Origin of the sequence: Aromatoleum evansii (genome assembly GCF_045689615.1) — a bacterium.
GTDB lineage: Bacteria > Pseudomonadota > Gammaproteobacteria > Burkholderiales > Rhodocyclaceae > Aromatoleum > Aromatoleum evansii.
Genome location: NZ_CP141259.1, coordinates 119723 through 136283, shown reverse-complemented (window position 1 = coordinate 136283; position 16561 = coordinate 119723). Strand labels below are relative to the sequence as shown.

18 protein-coding genes are annotated in these 16561 nt (G+C 64.9%); 1 reads left to right on the top strand and 17 read right to left on the bottom strand.

Going from position 1 to position 16561, the window contains the following annotated elements; all coding sequences use genetic code 11:
- Positions 1-38: 38 nt before the first annotated feature.
- The 13 genes from atpD to U5817_RS00515 all read right to left on the bottom strand — a co-directional run bounded on the left by atpD (position 39) and on the right by U5817_RS00515 (position 12633).
- Positions 39-1439, bottom strand: a complete 1401-nt coding sequence (gene atpD / locus U5817_RS00575; protein WP_169125711.1) for a F0F1 ATP synthase subunit beta — start codon at positions 1437-1439, stop codon at positions 39-41.
- Positions 1440-1465: 26 nt separating this feature from the next.
- Positions 1466-2335: a F0F1 ATP synthase subunit gamma gene (atpG, locus tag U5817_RS00570; RefSeq protein WP_169125712.1), complete on the bottom strand. Its 870-nt coding sequence runs from the start codon at positions 2333-2335 to the stop codon at positions 1466-1468.
- A gap of 21 nt (positions 2336-2356) precedes the next feature.
- On the bottom strand, positions 2357-3895 hold the full coding sequence (gene atpA, locus U5817_RS00565) for a F0F1 ATP synthase subunit alpha (RefSeq protein WP_407279341.1): 1539 nt from the start codon (positions 3893-3895) through the stop codon (positions 2357-2359).
- A 12-nt stretch (positions 3896-3907) separates the two neighbouring features.
- Positions 3908-4444: a F0F1 ATP synthase subunit delta gene (locus tag U5817_RS00560; RefSeq protein ID WP_169125714.1), complete on the bottom strand. Its 537-nt coding sequence runs from the start codon at positions 4442-4444 to the stop codon at positions 3908-3910.
- A 3-nt stretch (positions 4445-4447) separates the two neighbouring features.
- The gene (locus U5817_RS00555) at positions 4448-4921 is read right to left on the bottom strand and encodes a F0F1 ATP synthase subunit B (RefSeq protein ID WP_169125715.1); all 474 of its coding nucleotides are present in this window, start codon (positions 4919-4921) and stop codon (positions 4448-4450) included.
- Between the two features lie 58 nt (positions 4922-4979).
- Entirely contained in the window at positions 4980-5225 is a 246-nt protein-coding gene (gene atpE, locus U5817_RS00550; protein ID WP_050414076.1) for a F0F1 ATP synthase subunit C, read from the bottom strand.
- Positions 5226-5284: 59 nt separating this feature from the next.
- Entirely contained in the window at positions 5285-6115 is an 831-nt protein-coding gene (gene atpB / locus U5817_RS00545; RefSeq protein WP_407279340.1) for a F0F1 ATP synthase subunit A, read from the bottom strand.
- Between the two features lie 2 nt (positions 6116-6117).
- On the bottom strand, positions 6118-6459 hold the full coding sequence (locus U5817_RS00540; RefSeq protein WP_407279339.1) for an ATP synthase subunit I: 342 nt from the start codon (positions 6457-6459) through the stop codon (positions 6118-6120).
- A gap of 198 nt (positions 6460-6657) precedes the next feature.
- Complete coding sequence (locus U5817_RS00535) at positions 6658-7518, bottom strand: ParB/RepB/Spo0J family partition protein (RefSeq protein ID WP_169125718.1); 861 nt, start codon at positions 7516-7518, stop codon at positions 6658-6660.
- Between the two features lie 25 nt (positions 7519-7543).
- Positions 7544-8314, bottom strand: a complete 771-nt coding sequence (locus U5817_RS00530; protein ID WP_169125719.1) for a ParA family protein — start codon at positions 8312-8314, stop codon at positions 7544-7546.
- Positions 8315-8950: a 16S rRNA (guanine(527)-N(7))-methyltransferase RsmG gene (gene rsmG / locus U5817_RS00525; protein WP_407279338.1), complete on the bottom strand. Its 636-nt coding sequence runs from the start codon at positions 8948-8950 to the stop codon at positions 8315-8317.
- Positions 8947-10869 (bottom strand): tRNA uridine-5-carboxymethylaminomethyl(34) synthesis enzyme MnmG, encoded by a 1923-nt coding sequence (gene mnmG, locus U5817_RS00520; RefSeq protein ID WP_169125721.1) that lies wholly within the window; start codon positions 10867-10869, stop codon positions 8947-8949. Before mnmG ends, rsmG begins: the two co-directional genes overlap by 4 nt.
- 150 nt (positions 10870-11019) lie before the next feature.
- Complete coding sequence (locus tag U5817_RS00515) at positions 11020-12633, bottom strand: YiiX/YebB-like N1pC/P60 family cysteine hydrolase (protein ID WP_407279337.1); 1614 nt, start codon at positions 12631-12633, stop codon at positions 11020-11022.
- A gap of 207 nt (positions 12634-12840) precedes the next feature.
- Here U5817_RS00515 and U5817_RS00510 point away from each other — a divergent pair, with 207 nt between their 5' ends.
- Positions 12841-13182 carry a zinc ribbon domain-containing protein YjdM gene (locus U5817_RS00510; protein WP_169125723.1) on the top strand — a complete coding sequence of 114 codons (342 nt, stop codon included), beginning with the start codon at positions 12841-12843 and terminating at the stop codon, positions 13180-13182.
- Positions 13183-13210: 28 nt separating this feature from the next.
- Here U5817_RS00510 and U5817_RS00505 read toward each other — a convergent pair whose 3' ends face one another.
- The 4 genes from U5817_RS00505 to U5817_RS00490 all read right to left on the bottom strand — a co-directional run bounded on the left by U5817_RS00505 (position 13211) and on the right by U5817_RS00490 (position 16365).
- A complete protein-coding gene (locus U5817_RS00505) occupies positions 13211-13939 on the bottom strand; it encodes an amino acid ABC transporter ATP-binding protein (RefSeq protein WP_169125724.1) in 729 nt (242 codons plus the stop codon).
- Between the two features lie 18 nt (positions 13940-13957).
- Positions 13958-14638, bottom strand: a complete 681-nt coding sequence (locus U5817_RS00500) for an amino acid ABC transporter permease (RefSeq protein WP_169125725.1) — start codon at positions 14636-14638, stop codon at positions 13958-13960.
- Positions 14639-14640: 2 nt separating this feature from the next.
- A complete protein-coding gene (locus U5817_RS00495) occupies positions 14641-15378 on the bottom strand; it encodes an amino acid ABC transporter permease (RefSeq protein WP_407279336.1) in 738 nt (245 codons plus the stop codon).
- A gap of 90 nt (positions 15379-15468) precedes the next feature.
- Complete coding sequence (locus U5817_RS00490) at positions 15469-16365, bottom strand: transporter substrate-binding domain-containing protein (protein WP_169125727.1); 897 nt, start codon at positions 16363-16365, stop codon at positions 15469-15471.
- Positions 16366-16561: the final 196 nt, after the last annotated feature.

The window sequence follows — 16561 nt, the reverse complement described above, 5'->3', positions numbered from 1 at the left end:
AGGCCGCGCAGCAGCGGACTGCTGCGCGGCGGCCCAGATTACTGGAGCTTCTTGGCCTTCTCGATGGCCTCTTCGATGCCACCGACCATGTAGAACGCCTGCTCCGGCAGGTGATCGCACTCGCCATTGACGATCATCTTGAAGCCCTTGATCGTCTCCTTCAGCGGCACGTACTTGCCCGGCGAGCCGGTGAACACTTCCGCGACGTGGAAGGGCTGCGACAGGAAGCGCTGGATCTTGCGCGCGCGCGACACGGCCAGCTTGTCTTCCGGCGACAGTTCGTCCATGCCGAGAATCGCGATGATGTCGCGCAGTTCCTTGTAGCGCTGCAGCGTCATCTGAACCTGGCGAGCGACACCGTAGTGCTCTTCACCGACGACCAGCGGATCGAGCTGGCGCGAGGTCGAGTCGAGCGGATCGACGGCGGGGTAGATACCCAGCGCGGCGATGTCACGCGACAGCACGACGGTCGAGTCGAGGTGCAGGAAGGTCGTTGCCGGCGACGGGTCGGTCAAGTCGTCCGCAGGGACGTACACGGCCTGGATCGAGGTGATCGAGCCGACCTTGGTCGAGGTGATGCGCTCCTGCAGGCGGCCCATTTCTTCCGCCAGCGTCGGCTGGTAGCCCACAGCGGAAGGCATACGGCCCAGCAGCGCGGACACTTCGGTACCGGCCAGGGTGTAGCGGTAGATGTTGTCCACGAAGAACAGGATGTCGCGGCCTTCGTCGCGGAAGCGCTCGGCCATGGTCAGGCCGGTCAGCGCGACGCGCAGACGGTTGCCCGGGGGTTCGTTCATCTGACCGAACACCATCGCAACCTTGTCGAGAACGTTGGAGTCCTTCATCTCGTGGTAGAAGTCGTTGCCCTCACGGGTACGCTCGCCCACGCCTGCGAACACCGACAGACCCGAGTGCTGCTTCGCGATGTTGTTGATCAGCTCCATCATGTTCACGGTCTTGCCCACGCCGGCACCGCCGAACAGGCCGACCTTGCCGCCCTTCGCGAACGGGCACACCAGGTCGATAACCTTGATGCCGGTTTCGAGCAGGTCGACCGACGGCGACAGGTCGTCGAACTTGGGGGCCTTGGCGTGGATAGGACGCAGCTCGTCCGCTTCCACCGGACCAGCTTCGTCGATCGGGCGACCGAGCACGTCCATGATGCGGCCCAGGGTGCCGTGACCGACCGGAACCGAAATCGGCTTGCCGGTGTTGGCGACCTTCATGCCGCGACGCAGGCCGTCGGAGGAGCCGAGCGCGATGGTGCGCACGATCCCGTCACCGAGCTGCTGCTGCACCTCGAAAGTCAGCCCCTCTTCCGCGAAGGAATCGGCGGCGCTTTCGAGCTTCAGCGCGTCGTAAACCTTGGGCATGGCTTCGCGGGGGAACTGGATATCCACCACGGCGCCGATGCACTGAACGATAGTTCCTTGACTCATCGTCGTTTCCTTAATTCAATATTCCGTTACACCGCAGCGGCGCCGCCGACGATCTCCGACAGCTCCTTCGTGATCGCTGCCTGGCGGGTCTTGTTATAGACCAGCTGCAGGTCGCCAATCACGGTCTTGGCATTGTCGGAGGCGGCCTTCATTGCCACCATTCGCGCACTCTGTTCGGAAGCCATGTTCTCGGCGACAGCCTGGTACACCAGCGCCTCGACGTAACGCACCAGCATCTCGTCGATGACCACCTGAGGATCCGGCTCGTAGAGGTAATCCCACGAGCTTTCGGGTGTGCCCAGCTGTTCGCCGGAGAGCGGGAGCAGCTGCTCCAGCACCGGCTCCTGCTTCATCGTGTTGATGAAGCGCGTGTAGGCAATGTAGACCGCGTCGAGCTCGCCGTTCTGGAACGCGTCGAGCATGACCTTGACCGGGCCGATCATCTTTTCCAGGTGCGGCGTGTCGCCCATCTGCACGACGTGCGACACGACGTTCGCGCCCATACGCTGCATGAAGCCGAAACCCTTGTTGCCGATGCAGCAGGCACGGATATCGGAAACGCCGTTGGCGTTCCATTCCTTCATCGCGTTCAGCGCAACACGCTGGATGTTGGTGTTGAGACCGCCGCACAGACCCTTGTCGGTTGTGACGAGGATCAGGCCCACCCGCTTGACCTGGTCCTTGTGGACCAGGAAGGGGTGCTTGTAGTCGGTCACATTGGCCTGGGACAGGTTCGCGGCGAGTCGGCGGATCTTGTCGGCGTAGGGACGGGCAGCACGCATCCGGTCCTGCGCCTTGCGCATTTTGGATGCGGCCACCATTTCCATGGCCTTGGTGATCTTGCGCGTGTTTTGCACGCTCTTGATCTTGGTACGGATTTCCTTACCGCTAGCCATATTCCGTCTCCGTCCGCGGCCTTAGGCCCAGCTCTTCTTGAACTCTTCGATCGTGGCGACGAGTTGCTTCTCGCCCTCGGCGTCGAGCTCCTTGGCGGACAGGATCTTGGAGACCAGCGCGGCGTTCTTCGTCTTGACGAACTGCTGCAGGCCGTTCTCGAAGGCGAGCACGCGGCCGACTTCGACGTCGTCGAAGTAACCGTTGTTCACCGCGAACAGCGTGATGGCCATTTCCGCGATCGACATCGGCGCGTACTGGACCTGCTTCATCAGCTCGGTCACGCGGCGGCCGCGCTCGAGCTGCTTGCGGGTCGCGTCGTCCAGATCCGAAGCGAACTGCGCGAAGGCCGCAAGTTCGCGGTACTGCGCGAGGTCGGTACGGATACCGCCGGAGAGCTTCTTGACGACCTTGGTCTGCGCGGCGCCACCGACTCGCGACACCGAGATACCGGCGTTGATCGCGGGACGGATACCGGCGTTGAAGAGGTCGGTATCAAGGAAGATCTGACCGTCGGTAATCGAGATCACGTTGGTCGGAACGAACGCGGAAACGTCGCCGGCCTGGGTTTCGATCACGGGGAGCGCGGTCAGCGAACCGGTCTTGCCCTTGACTTCGCCGTTGGTGAACTTCTCGACGTAGTCGGCCGAGACGCGCGAGGCGCGCTCGAGCAGACGCGAGTGCAGGTAGAACACGTCGCCGGGGTAGGCTTCGCGGCCCGGCGGGCGGCGCAGCAGCAGCGAGATCTGACGGTAGGCCCAGGCCTGCTTGGTCAGATCGTCGTAAATGATCAGGGCGTCCTGGCCGCGGTCGCGGAAGTATTCGCCCATCGTGCAACCCGAGTAGGGCGCGATGAACTGCATTGCGGCGGACTCGGAAGCGGTCGCGGCGACGACGATGGTGTATTCCATCGCGCCGTGTTCTTCCAGCTTGCGCACCACGTTGGCGATCGTCGAGGCCTTCTGGCCGACCGCAACGTAGACGCAGAACATGTCCTGGCCTTTCTGGTTGATGATCGCATCAACGGCCACGGCGGTCTTGCCGGTCTGGCGGTCACCGATGATCAGCTCGCGCTGGCCACGGCCGATCGGCACCATGGAGTCGACCGACTTCAGACCGGTCTGCACCGGCTGCGAAACCGACTGACGCCAGATAACGCCGGGAGCGACCTTCTCGATCTTGTCGGTCAGCTTGGCGTTGATCGGGCCCTTGCCGTCGATCGGCTGGCCCAGCGCGTTGACGACGCGGCCAACCAGCTCGGGGCCGACCGGGACTTCGAGAATGCGGCCCGTCGCCTTGACGGAGTCGCCTTCGGTGATGTGCTCGTACTCGCCGAGAACCACCGCGCCGACCGAGTCGCGCTCGAGGTTCAGCGCGAGGCCGAAGGTGTTGCCAGGGAATTCCAGCATTTCGCCCTGCATGACGTCCGCCAGGCCGTGGACGCGGGTGATGCCGTCGGTAACCGACACCACCGTACCCTCGTTGCGCGACGTGGCTGCGAGCTGCAGGTTCTGGATCCGGCTCTTAATCAGATCACTGATTTCAGAGGGGTTGAGTTGCATCTGGGTATGCTCCTAGTTCTTTAGCGCAGCGGCCATGTTCGCGAGTTTGCCGCGGACCGAGGCGTCGATCACTTCGTCGCCGATGGCGATACGGACCCCGCCGATGAGTTCGGGGTCGAGGCTCACGCTGATGTTCAGCTTGGACTTGAAACGGCTTTCAAGATCGGCTTTCAGCGTTGCCAGGGTCGCATCGTCGAGCGGGAAGGCGGAGGCGATTTCGGCCTCCTTGACGCCCTCATGTTCGTTCTTGAGATCGACGAACAGGTCACGGATCTCCGGAAGCACCTGCAGGCGCTCGTTGTCCACGAGGACGCGGACGAAGTTCTGCAGTTCGGGGGTCAGGCCCTGACCCGCAACGTCGACGAACAGCTGGAACAGCTGTTGCGCCGACAGTTTCGGATCACTGATGCAGGCCCGCATCGTGCCGTCCGCGGCAATCGCGGCCAGACGATCGAGTGCTTCCGACCAAGGCCCCAGCGCACCTGCCCCGCGGGCCAGCTCGAAGGCGGCATCCGCATAGGGGCGCGCGATGGTGACGTTCTCGGCCATGACTTATTGCAGTTCCTGTTTCAGGTTGGCGAGCAGGTCGGCGTGCACCTGGGCGTTGATCTCGCGACGCAGGATGCGCTCGGCACCGGCCACGGCGAGGTTGGCGACCTGGTCGCGCAGGGCTTCCTTGGCACGCTGCGCTGCGGCACCGGCTTCGCCCTGGGCGGCTTCACGCGCCTGGGCAATGATGCGCGCGGCTTCGGCGCGGGCTTCGTCGAGAACGGTGGCGGCCTGCTTTTCAGCGGCCGTGCGCACGTCACCCGCGGATTCGCGGGCCTTGCGCAGTTCCTCGACGACCTTCTTCTCGGCGAGAGAGAGGTCGGCCTTTGCCTTGTCCGCAGCCGCGAGCCCGTCCGCGATCTTCTTCGCGCGCTCGTCGAGTGCCTTCACGATGGGGGGCCACACGAACTTCATGGTGACCCACGCCAGAATGAAGAACACAACGAGCTGGGCAATCAGGGTTGCGTTCAAATTCACTGTTCTTGCTCCTCAGTTGTGTTCAATGAGGCCGATGGAGGCCAAATGAGCGAACCGATCAGAGCTGGAACGGGTTGGCGAAGGCGAACATCATCGCGATACCGACACCGATCAGGAACGCGGCGTCGATCAGACCGGCCAGCAGGAACATCTTGGTTTGCAGCGCGTTCATCAGCTCAGGCTGACGGGCCGAAGCTTCGAGGTACTTGGAACCCATGATGCCGATACCGATACAAGCACCGATAGCACCCATACCGATGATCAGACCAGCGGCCAGAGCAACAAAACCCAGAACGTTTTCCATGACGACTCCTTAAGTAAGAAATTGAAGTTAAAAAGAAACCAGTTGGGACTACAAAACGATTAGTGGCTTTCGTGAGCCTGGCCGATATACACCAGCGTCAGCATCATGAAGATGAAGGCCTGCAGCGCGACGATCAGGATGTGGAACACGGCCCAGATCGAACCGGCAATGATGTGGCCGACGAAGCCGAAGACGGTGGCAGTGCCGCCGAGCAGCGCGATCAGCATGAAAATCAGCTCGCCGGCGTACATGTTGCCGAACAGTCGCATGCCGTGAGAGACGGTCTTGGCGAGGAATTCGATCATCTGCATCAGGAAGTTCACCGGGTACAGCAGGGGATGGCTGCCGAACGGAGCGGTGAAGAGCTCATGTACCCAGCCCGACATGCCCTTGATCTTGATGTTGTAGTAGAGGCACAGCAGCAGCACGCCGATCGACATGCCGAGGGTACCGTTGAGGTCGGCGGTCGGCACGACGCGCAGATAGGCGTGCGAGTCGCCCGTCATGAGCTGCCAGATCTTCGGCAGCAGATCGACCGGCAGGAAGTCCATCGAGTTCATGAGGAAGATCCACAGGAACACGGTGAGCGCGACCGGGGCGACGAACTTGCGCGACTCGGCGCTGTGCACGATGCCCTTGGCCTGGTCGGCGACCATCTCGACGAGGATCTCGACGGCGGCCTGGAAGCGGCCCGGCACGCCGGCGGTGGCCTTGTTGGCGGCACGAATCAGGAAGAACAGGGTGACGACGCCCAGGAAGATCGAGAAGAACAGGGTGTCGAGGTTCCACACGCTCCAGTCGATCACGGCCTTCTGGGCGTGCCCGGTGGAGTTGAGGTGGGTGAGGTGGTGGACGATGTACTCGCCTGCGGTGGGTGCTTCGGTAGCCATAATCAGGTCTTCACCAAGAATGCAAACAAATTCGCCTTGAGTGCCAGGATCAGGCCGATGAAGAGGCCGCCCCAATGGACGTCTTCATAGCGCAACCCGACCAGCACCAACAATCCCACTATCGACGCGACCTTCAGGAACTCGCCGACAAAAAAAGCTGTCACATGGCCTGACCCGCCGCGCTTGGCGACGAGGTGCAGCCGCAGCGCAAACAAGGCGCTTGGCAGCACGCAGGACAGACCTCCGAATGCTGCGGAGATCGCTCCGGCCGGGCCGAAAAAAACGGCCGCAATGGCCGTTGCCACGATCGTCGCGCCGAACTGCAGTAAGACCATCTTCAGCATGGATCTGCCGCCGCGCCGCGCCTGTCAGGCGCCGATCGCCTCAAAAATTCCGCGAATACTAGGGGTTAACCGTAACAAAGTCAAATATGTATGGCACTGCAGCATGGCCGCGACGCCAGGTCCTGCATCTTATAGAAGATAGGCAGTTTTTCGTAGCCGGGAGGCCATTCGACCTGCGAATGGGGTCAGCAAAACGTCTTATTCCGTCTCGCCGCGAAGGCGTGCGAGGAGGCCGTCCAGTTGGTCGAGGCTGCCGAACTGCAGACTGATTTCTCCCGCCCCCTTGCGGTTGGCCTTGATGCGGACAGTCGCCCCGATGAGGTCGGCGAGCTCCTCCTGCAGGCGCAGCAGGTCGCGATCGGGTGCCTGGGCGGCCTTCTTGGGGCGCGGGTTGACGGTCTGCTGGACGAGACGCTCGGTGTCGCGCACCGACAGGCCGCGCGCGGCGACCTGGTTGGCGAGCTGGATCTGGTTGGCGCCGTCGAGCGGCAGGATGGCGCGCGCATGGCCCATGTCGATGTCGCCGGCCATGAGCAGCTCCTGCACCGGGCGCGCGAGATTGAGCAGGCGCAGCAGGTTGGAGGCGGCCGGACGCGAGCGCCCGACCGCATCGGCGGCCTGCTGGTGGGTCATGCCGAACTCGTCGATGAGGCGCTGGATGCCGCTCGCTTCCTCGAGCGGGTTGAGGTCCTCGCGCTGGATGTTCTCGATGAGCGACATCGCGAGCGCCGCCTCGTCCGGGATCTCGCGCACGAGGCAGGGCACCTCGGCAAGCTCGGCGATCTGCGCGGCGCGCCAGCGGCGTTCGCCGGCGATGATCTCGTAGCCGCTGCCGTCGACGGGGCGCACGAGGATGGGTTGCATGACCCCCTGGGCCTTGATCGAGGCGGCCAGCTCCTCGAGCGAGCCGGGGTCCATGCGCGTGCGCGGCTGGTACTTGCCGGGCTGCAACGCGGACACCGCGAGGGTCTGGAGCTCGCCGACCGCTTCGTCGTCGTTGTTGGCGGCGAGCAGGGCGTCGAGGCCGCGGCCTAGGCCTTTCAGTTTGGGTCGGGACATGGGTTTTGCCTGATTTCGGATCGGGTTACAGCGTCTTCACGCGTTCGATCATTTCCTTCGCGAAGGCCATATAGGCCTGCGCACCCTTGGCCGCGCGGTCGAATACGACACCGGGCATGCCGTGGCTGGGTGCTTCGGCGAGGCGCACGTTGCGGGGCACGATGGCATCGAACACCTTGTCGCCGAAGTGCTCCTCGAGCTGGGCCGAGACCTGCTGCTGCAGGGTCATGCGCGGATCGAACATGACGCGCAGCAGGCCGATGATCTTGAGGTCGCGGTTGAGGTTGGCGTGCACCTTCTTGATCGTATTGACGAGGTCGGACAGGCCTTCGAGCGCGTAGTACTCGCACTGCATCGGGATGATGACGCCGTGCGCGGCGCACAGGCCGTTGAGCGTCAGCATCGACAGCGAGGGCGGGCAGTCGACGAGGACGAAGTCGTAGTCGGCGTCGAACTGCCGGAAGGCGTCGCGCAGGCGGTTCTCGCGCCGTTCGAGATCGACGAGCTCGACTTCGGCACCGGCGAGGTCGCGGTTGGCGGGGAGGACGTCATATCCGCCGGTGGGGGAGCTTACGCGGGCTTCGTCGAGGGTCGCGAGGCCGACGAGGACGTGATACACGGATTTCTCGAGTCCGCGCTTGTCGATGCCGCTACCCATCGTCGCGTTGCCCTGCGGGTCGAGGTCGACGAGGAGGGTGCGCTGGCCGGCGAGCTGCAGCGCGGCGGCGAGGTTCACGCAGGTGGTGGTCTTGCCGACGCCGCCTTTCTGGTTGGCGACACAGAAGATTCGGGCCATTCAGCTCTTTTCCACGATGATCAGGTGTCGGTCGGCGCCCAGCCCGGGCACCGTCAGCGGCACGGCCTCGACGACGCGGAAGGCGGCGGGAAGGCGTGCGATTTCGTCCCGAGGATACACGCCCTTCATGGCAAGGAAGCGACCGCCGGGGCGCAGCAGGTGTTGCGTGAGGCCGACGAAATCGGCGAGCTCGGAGAAAGCGCGCGAGATAACGGCGTCGAAGGGCTGCTCCGGGCGGACGTTTTCGACGCGCTCGTTGAGGACGGTGAAGTTCGCGAGGCCCAGCTCGATCTTCGCCTGCTGCTGGAAGCTCGCCTTCTTGTTGACGGTCTCGATCGAGCTGATCGCGAGCGCAGGCTGGCGTCCGGCCGTCGCAATCGCGAGCGGGATGCCCGGAAGCCCGCCGCCGGAGCCGATGTCGGCGAGGCGTTCGATGCCGGCGAGACGCGGCAGCACCACGAGCGAGTCGAGCAGGTGGTGCGTGATGACCTGGCCGGCGTCGCGGATCGAGGTGAGGTTGTAGACCTTGTTCCACTTCTGCAGCAGCGCGGCGAAGTCCAGCAGCCTCGCCTGCACCTCGGCCGGCAGCTCGATCCCCATTTCGGCAAGACCGCGTTCCAGGGTGATGGCGCTCATGCGGATTTCGCCTGTGTCGCGTCGGTGCCGCGGCTGCGCGCGACGAGTTCGCGACGCTTCAGCCACACCAGCAGCAGCGAGATCGCCGCGGGCGTGACGCCCTGGATGCGACCGGCCTGGCCGATGGTTTCGGGTTTGTGCAGATTGAGCTTCTGCTGCACTTCCTTGGACAGGCCGCGCACCTCGGCGTAGTCGAGCCCGGCGGGCAGGCGGGTCGATTCGGCCTGCAGCTGCTTGGCGACCTCGTCCTGCTGGCGGTCGATGTAGCCCTGGTACTTGGCGGCGATCTCGAGCTGCTCGATGACCTGCGGGTCGGTTTCCGGATCCTCCGGCGCGCCGGGCAGCGTCATGAGGTCCGCATAACGGGTGTTCGGACGGCGCAGCAGTTCGAAGAAGCGGTATTCGCGTTCGAGCGCCTTGCCGACGACGCGCTCGGCGTCCGCAGCAGGAACGCGGTCGGGAACCGCCCAGGTGGCTTTCAGGCGTGCCGTTTCGCGTTCGATCGCCTCACGCTTGCGGCAGAAGGCCTCCCAGCGGACGTCGTCGACGAGGCCAAGCTCGCGGCCCTTCTCGGTCAGGCGCAGGTCGGCATTGTCTTCGCGCAGGGACAGGCGGTATTCGGCGCGCGACGTGAACATGCGATAGGGCTCGGCGACGCCGCGGGTAATGAGGTCGTCGACGAGCACGCCTAGGTAGGCTTCGTCGCGGCGCGGGCACCAGGCTTCGCGTCCCTGCACCTGCAGCGCGGCGTTGGCACCGGCCAGCAGCCCCTGCGCGGCCGCTTCCTCGTAGCCGGTGGTGCCGTTGATCTGGCCGGCGAAGAAGAGGCCGTGGAAGGTCTTGGTCTCGAGGCTGCTCTTGAGGTTGCGCGGGTCGAAGTAGTCGTATTCGATGGCGTAGCCGGGACGCAGGATGTGGGCGTTTTCGAGGCCGCGGATCGAGCGCACGACGGCGAGCTGGACATCAAAGGGCAGGGACGTCGAGATGCCGTTGGGGTAGATCTCGTGCGTGTCCAGGCCCTCGGGCTCGAGGAAGATGTTGTGGCTGTCCTTGTCGGCGAAGCGGTGGATCTTGTCCTCGATCGAGGGGCAGTAGCGCGGGCCGACGCCCTCGATGACGCCGGAGTACATCGGCGAGCGGTCGAGGTTGGCGCGGATGATGTCGTGCGTGCGCTCGTTGGTGTGCGTGATCCAGCACGGGAGCTGGCGCGGGTGCTGCGCGGCCGAGCCGAGGAAGCTGAACACGGGCACCGGGTCGTCGCCGGGCTGCTCCTGCATCACCGAGAAGTCGATCGTGCGCGCGTCGAGGCGCGGCGGCGTGCCGGTCTTGAGGCGCCCCTGCGGGAGCTTGAGTTCCTTGAGGCGCCGGCCGAGCGAGATCGCCGGGGGATCGCCGGCGCGGCCGGCGGAGTAGTGCTCGAGGCCGACGTGCACGAGGCCGTTGAGGAAGGTGCCGGCGGTGAGGACGACGGCGGGGGCCTCGAAGGCGAGGCCGATCTGCGTGACGACGCCGGTGACGCGATCGCCGACGACGGTGATGTCGTCGACGGCCTGCTGGAACAGCCACAGGTTGGGCTGGTTCTCGAGGCGGCGACGGATCGCGGCCTTGTAGAGCACGCGATCGGCCTGGGCGCGGGTGGCGCGCACGGCCGGGCCTTTCGAGGCGTTGAGGATGCGGAACTGGATGCCGCCCTCGTCGGTGGCGGCGGCCATCGCGCCGCCGAGCGCGTCGACCTCCTTGACCAGGTGGCCCTTGCCGATGCCGCCGATCGAGGGGTTGCAGCTCATCTGGCCGAGGGTCTCGATGTTGTGCGTGAGCAGCAGGGTTTTCGCGCCCATGCGGGCGGACGCAAGCGCGGCCTCGGTGCCGGCATGGCCACCACCGACAACGATGACATCGAAACGGGAGGGATAGAGCATGGCGCACCCCGGCGCAGATGAAGCGAAGGACGCCCGATTTTACGCTGTTGCGGTGCGAAAGCCTAGTGTTCCGCGAAAATGTTTCACGAAAAAACTACGCACAAACAGCAACTTGCGTGACACATTCGCGCCATCGCCACCCGTAGGTGCTCAGCGGCGGGCGAGCCTGACCACCTGCGCCTGCACGAGCCGGGCCATGGCGTCGGCCCGCCCGGACTCGACCTCCTCGCCGTCGCGGTAGAGCAGGGCGACGTCGAGGGGGCCGCCGCCCACGGCCCGCACGGCGACGTTGTCGGGGCTGATCGTGACGCGCCCCAGGCGTCGCTCGGTGGGCCAGTCGAGATGCAGGTAGCTGTGATAGACCAGTTCGGAACAGACGATCCGGTTCGTCGACTCGACATCGAAATTGAAGTCGTAGCCCTTGCCCACCTGACGCAGCGCCTGCAGGACGATTTCGGCGCGCTGGACGTGGGAGAGCTCGTCCTGACGCAGCAGCGCGAGGTCGTCGACGTTGAGGAAGTGCGCGAGCGTGTTCATCTCGACGCCCGAGCGCAGGGCCTCGACGACGCCCCGACCGGCCCGTATCTTCTCCTGCAGCGGACGCACGACGGGATGGTCCCACACGCCGAGTTCGCGCAGCTCGGCTTCGCTGCCGACCCACACGGCGACGTGGCCCCAGTGCCCGGGAATGAAGGCGTCGGTGAGGCGGAACGGCGTCTTTTCGAGCAGGATGTCGCCGGCCCGCGCGGTGGCGGCGACTTTCGCCAGCACCGACGGACGCGCATCGAGCTTGCCGCGGCGGCTCTCGACGAGACCGACCGCATTGCCGAACAGCAGGCTGGAGACGTGCACGCCGTCCTTGCTCAGGCCGGCGAAGGCGTCGGCGCCAAGCGTGGAGAACATGCCGAGCATGTTGCCGACGAATTCGAGCGGCCGGACGTGGCGGACGACGTTGCGCGAGGGGCTTTGGTCGATAAGCTGGGCGAGGTAGCGGAAGGCCTCGTCGCCGTTCTCTTCTTCCAGCGCACCCGCGGGTGCGTGCTCCTCCAGCCACATCAGGGCCCGACGCACGCGACTGCGGTTCTCGGGCGATGCGAAGGACGCGGCGATCCTGTTCAGTTCGCCACCGGGGAGCGCAAAGCCGCTGTCGGCGCGGTTGAGGTGCTGGCGCAGGACCGGATCGGAGCGATACAGGGAGATCACGGAGAGGTAGTTGTCGTACAGCACGAGCGCCGCCGACAGCGACATCGCGATGCCGGTGGCCTGGCGGCGCGCGGCCTGCGGGTCGTCGGGGACGGGCTCGTCGAGCCAGCATTCGTGCGCGAGGCTGATCCGGTAGAGCGCCGCGCGCTGTTCGAGCATGGCCGCGGCGCCCTGGTTGAGGCGCAGCAGGTCACGACCGGAAAGCGCCTGGCGATGCGTGATCTTGTCGCGCAACTCGTCGAGCAGGCGGATCGAGCGCGCCCGCATGGCGAGGGCTTCCTCGACCAGCCCCTGGTAGGCCAGCACCTCGCGCGTCTGGGCGCGCTGCTGCTCGTCCGGGGCGCCGCCGTGGAATTCCGCGCGGTGCCGGCTGCATTCCTCGCCACCGCCCAGCCTTGCGCGCTCGACGGCGGTGCCGGGCGCCTCCGCGGACAGGCGGTAGGCCGGGTCGATGTCGCGTTCGAGCGCAACGGCGCTCGCGCAATGCAGACCGACGATCAGCCCCGCCGCCCCCAGCTTCAGTACCCCACGACATCCCGCCGCGATCGCCCGCACGCTCATGCTTCCCGTCACCCCATCCGTTTGCGCGGCGCCCGGCATGACCTCGCGATCTGGCGCGACAGGGACGGCGGGCACCGCGATACGCACGTCATATTAGCGAGTCTTCCCGCGGTTCGCCACCGGCATGGCGGCACACGCCGACGTTGCCAACCCTGCCGGCGTTGGGGATACTCCGGGCTTTTCGCGCCAGCGCCCAGCGAGCACTCCATGTCCGACATCCCGTCCTGCCCCCAATGCACCCTCGAGAACACCTACCCCGACGGTGCGAACTACGTGTGTGCCGACTGCGGCTACGAATGGCCGATGGCCGAGGCCGCAGCACCCGCGGATGAGGGCGAGGCGCTCGTCAAGGATGCCAACGGCAACGTGCTGCAGAACGGCGACTCGGTGGTGCTGATCAAGGACCTGAAGGTGAAGGGTTCGTCGATCACGCTGAAGGTCGGCACCAAGGTGAAGAGCATCCGTCTCGTCGGCGGCGACCATGAAGTCGACTGCAGGATGGACGCCGGCAACTTCATGCTGAAGGCCTGCTACCTGAAGAAGGTGTGAAAATCGGGGCGCGGCGCGCCCCGATGCCTCAGTGATTGAGGATCTTCGCGAGGAAGGTCTGCGCGCGTTCGGAACGCGGCTGGCCGAAGAAATCTTCCTTTGCGGCGTCCTCGACGATGGCACCGCGGTCCATGAAGATCACGCGGTTGGCGACCTTGCGCGCGAAGCCCATCTCGTGCGTGACGCACATCATCGTCATGCCCTCCTGGGCGAGCTGGACCATGACGTCGAGCACCTCGTTGATCATCTCGGGGTCTAGCGCCGAGGTCGGTTCGTCGAACAGCATGCAGATCGGGTCCATCGCGAGCGCGCGGGCGATCGCGACACGCTGCTGCTGCCCCCCCGAGAGCTGGCCGGGAAACTTCGCCGCCTGATTCTTGAGGCCGACGCGGTCGAGAAGCTTGAGACCCTTGTCGACCGCCTCCTCCCTGCCGCGGCCGAGCACCTTGATCTGCGCGATCGCGAGGTTGTCGGTGATCGTCATGTGCGGGAAGAGCTCGAAGTTCTGGAACACCATGCCGACCTTGGCGCGCAGCTTGGGCAGGTCGGTCTTCGGATCCTCGACCGCGATGCCATTGACGACGATGCTGCCCTGCTGGAAGGGTTCGAGCGCATTGACGCACTTGATCAGCGTCGATTTGCCCGATCCCGAGGGGCCGCACACCACCACCACCTCACTCTTGCCGACCTGGGTCGTGCAGTCGGTCAGCACCTGGAAGCTGCCGTACCACTTCGAAACGTTCTTGATCTCGATCATCGTTGGTGGCTCCGTTACTTAGCGGATGATGGCGATGCGCGACTGCAGCCGCTTCACGAGGCGCGAGAGCGTGAAGCAGATGACGAAATAGACGACGGCGACGGTGGTGTACATCTCGACCGGGCGCAGGTCGCGCTGCGTGATCTTGTCGGCGGCGCCGAAGAAGTCGGTCGCGCCGATCGCATACACGAGCGACACGTCCTGGAACAGGATGATGGTCTGCGTGAGCAACACCGGCAGCATGTTGCGGAAGGCCTGCGGCAGCACGACGTGGCGCATCGTCTGGCCGTAGGTGAAGCCGAGCGCGTAACCCGCGGCAATCTGGCCCTTGGGGATCGACTGGATGCCCGAGCGCATGATTTCCGAGTAGTACGCGGCCTCGAAGATCGTGAAGGTGAAATAGGCCGAGTTGGCGGCGCCTATCGGCGTCGATTTGCCGGTGATCATCTGCAACACGAGCGGGATGATCAGGTAGAAGGCGAGGATTACCTGCACCAGCGGCACGCTGCGGAAGACGTTGACGTAGCCGGCGGCGAACCATTGCAGCGGCGCGATCGAGGACAGGCGCATCAGCGCGAGCACGGTGCCGATGAGGATGCCGCCGATCATCGCGGTGACGGTGACCTGCAGCGTGTAGCGCAGGCCTTCGGCGAGGAAGGCCCAGTTCTGCGTGATGACCGAGAAGTCGAAGTCGCTCATGATCACTTGCCTCCCTTCTGGCCGACGATGAGGCCGGGCACGCGCGTGCGGGCCTCGACGAAGGCAAGGATGCGGTTCATGACGAAGGCGAGGATGAAGTAGGCGAGCGTAACAACGATGGTGATCTCGAGCACCTGCGAGGTCTTCTCGATGATCTGCTTGTACTGGAAGTAGAGCTCGAGGATGCCGACCGCGTAGGTCACGGCCGAGTTCTTGAAGATGTTCATCGCCTCCGACGTGAGCGCCGGCAGCACGATGCGATAGGCCATCGGCAGGCGCACGTAGCGGTAGGTCTGCCACTCGGTGAAGCCGAGCGCGAGGCCGGCAAAGCGCTGGCCGCGCGACAGCGAGTTGATGCCCGCCTTGACCTGCTCGGCGATGCGCGCCGCGGTGTACAGGCCCAGGCCGACGATGGCGATGACGAAATAGGGCAGGTCCTGCTTCATCCACAGGCCAAGCTTTTCGGGCACCAGCTCGGGCACGACGAAGAACCACATGAAGAGCTGGACGATCAGCGGGACGTTGCGGAAGAGGTCGACGTAGGCGTCGCCGAGGCCGACGAGCCAGCGCTTCGGCGTCGTGCGCATGACGCCGAGGGCCGAACCGAGGATCAGCGCGACGGCGAGCGAGGCGAGCGAAACGAAGGTGGTCCAGCCGAGGCCGGACAGGATCCAGTCGTAGTACTTGAGACCGTCGTCGGTCTCCTGGAAGAAGAACATCCAGTCCCAATGGTAGTTCATGCGAACTCCCCTCCCTGGGCGGCGCGCGGGCGCCGGGTTTGTCGGATGTCGGGTCGCGGCGGCCGTCTCCGGCCGCCGCGCGCGGGCCGCTTATTCGACGCCCTTGTCGGTCGGGTTCTGGAACGCAGCCTTCACCGCCGCGCTCATCGGGAAGTTGAGGTTCACGTTGCGCGGCGGGATCGGGTTCATGAACCACTTGGCGTACAGCTTCTCGGCCTCGCCGGACTTCATCAGGCCGGTGAGCGTCTTGTCGACTATCGCCTTGATCGGTGCGTCGTCCTTGCGCATCATGACCGCATAGGGTTCGTCACGCAGCGAGGGACCGACGATCTCGAACATCGCGGGATTCTTGGAGCTGGCGATCAGGCCGGCGAGCAGGATGTCATCCATGACGAAGGCGGCGGCGCGGGCGCTCTCGACCATCAGGAAGGAGTCGGCGTGGTCCTTGCCGTAGATGTTCCTGACGTCGATGGTCTTGCCCTTCTCGTTCATCTTGATGAGCTGGTCGGACGTCGTCCCCGTGGTGGTGACGACCGGCTTGCCGTTGAGGTCGCCGATGTCCTTGACGCCGGAATCCTTGCGCACGGCCATGCGCACGCTGGTGACGAAGTAGGCCACCGAGAAGCCGACCTGCTGCTGGCGCGCGACGCTGTTGGTGGTGGAGCCGCACTCGAGGTCGATGGTGCCGTTCTGCATCAGCGGAATGCGGTTCTGCGAGGTCACCGCCTGGTAATTCACCTGCAGGCTGGGCATCTTCAGCTCGGCCTTGATCGCATCGATGACCTTGGCGCACAGGTCCATCGCGTAGCCGACGGGCTTCTGGTTGGCGTCGAGGTAGGAGAAGGGCACCGAGGATTCGCGGTGGCCGATCGTGATCGCGCCCGAATCCTTGATCTTCTGCAGTGTGCCGGTGAGCTGGGCGTGGGCGGGAGCGGCGAGGACGGCGACGGAGAGGCACAGGGCGAGGGCGGTGAGGGACTTGCGCATGAACGGACTCCAATTGTGTTGGTTCGGAAATGCGGAGGACGGCTCTTTTGCCCGGTGAGGCGTGAGCAGCGCGGCGGGTGACGGCCGCCCACGCCCATCGTAAGGCATGGCGGGGCTCGCGGGCATAGGGATCAACCCGAGTCTCCGTGCGGGCTTGCGCTCGGACGGATTTACACATTGTAACCGGCACTGTCCC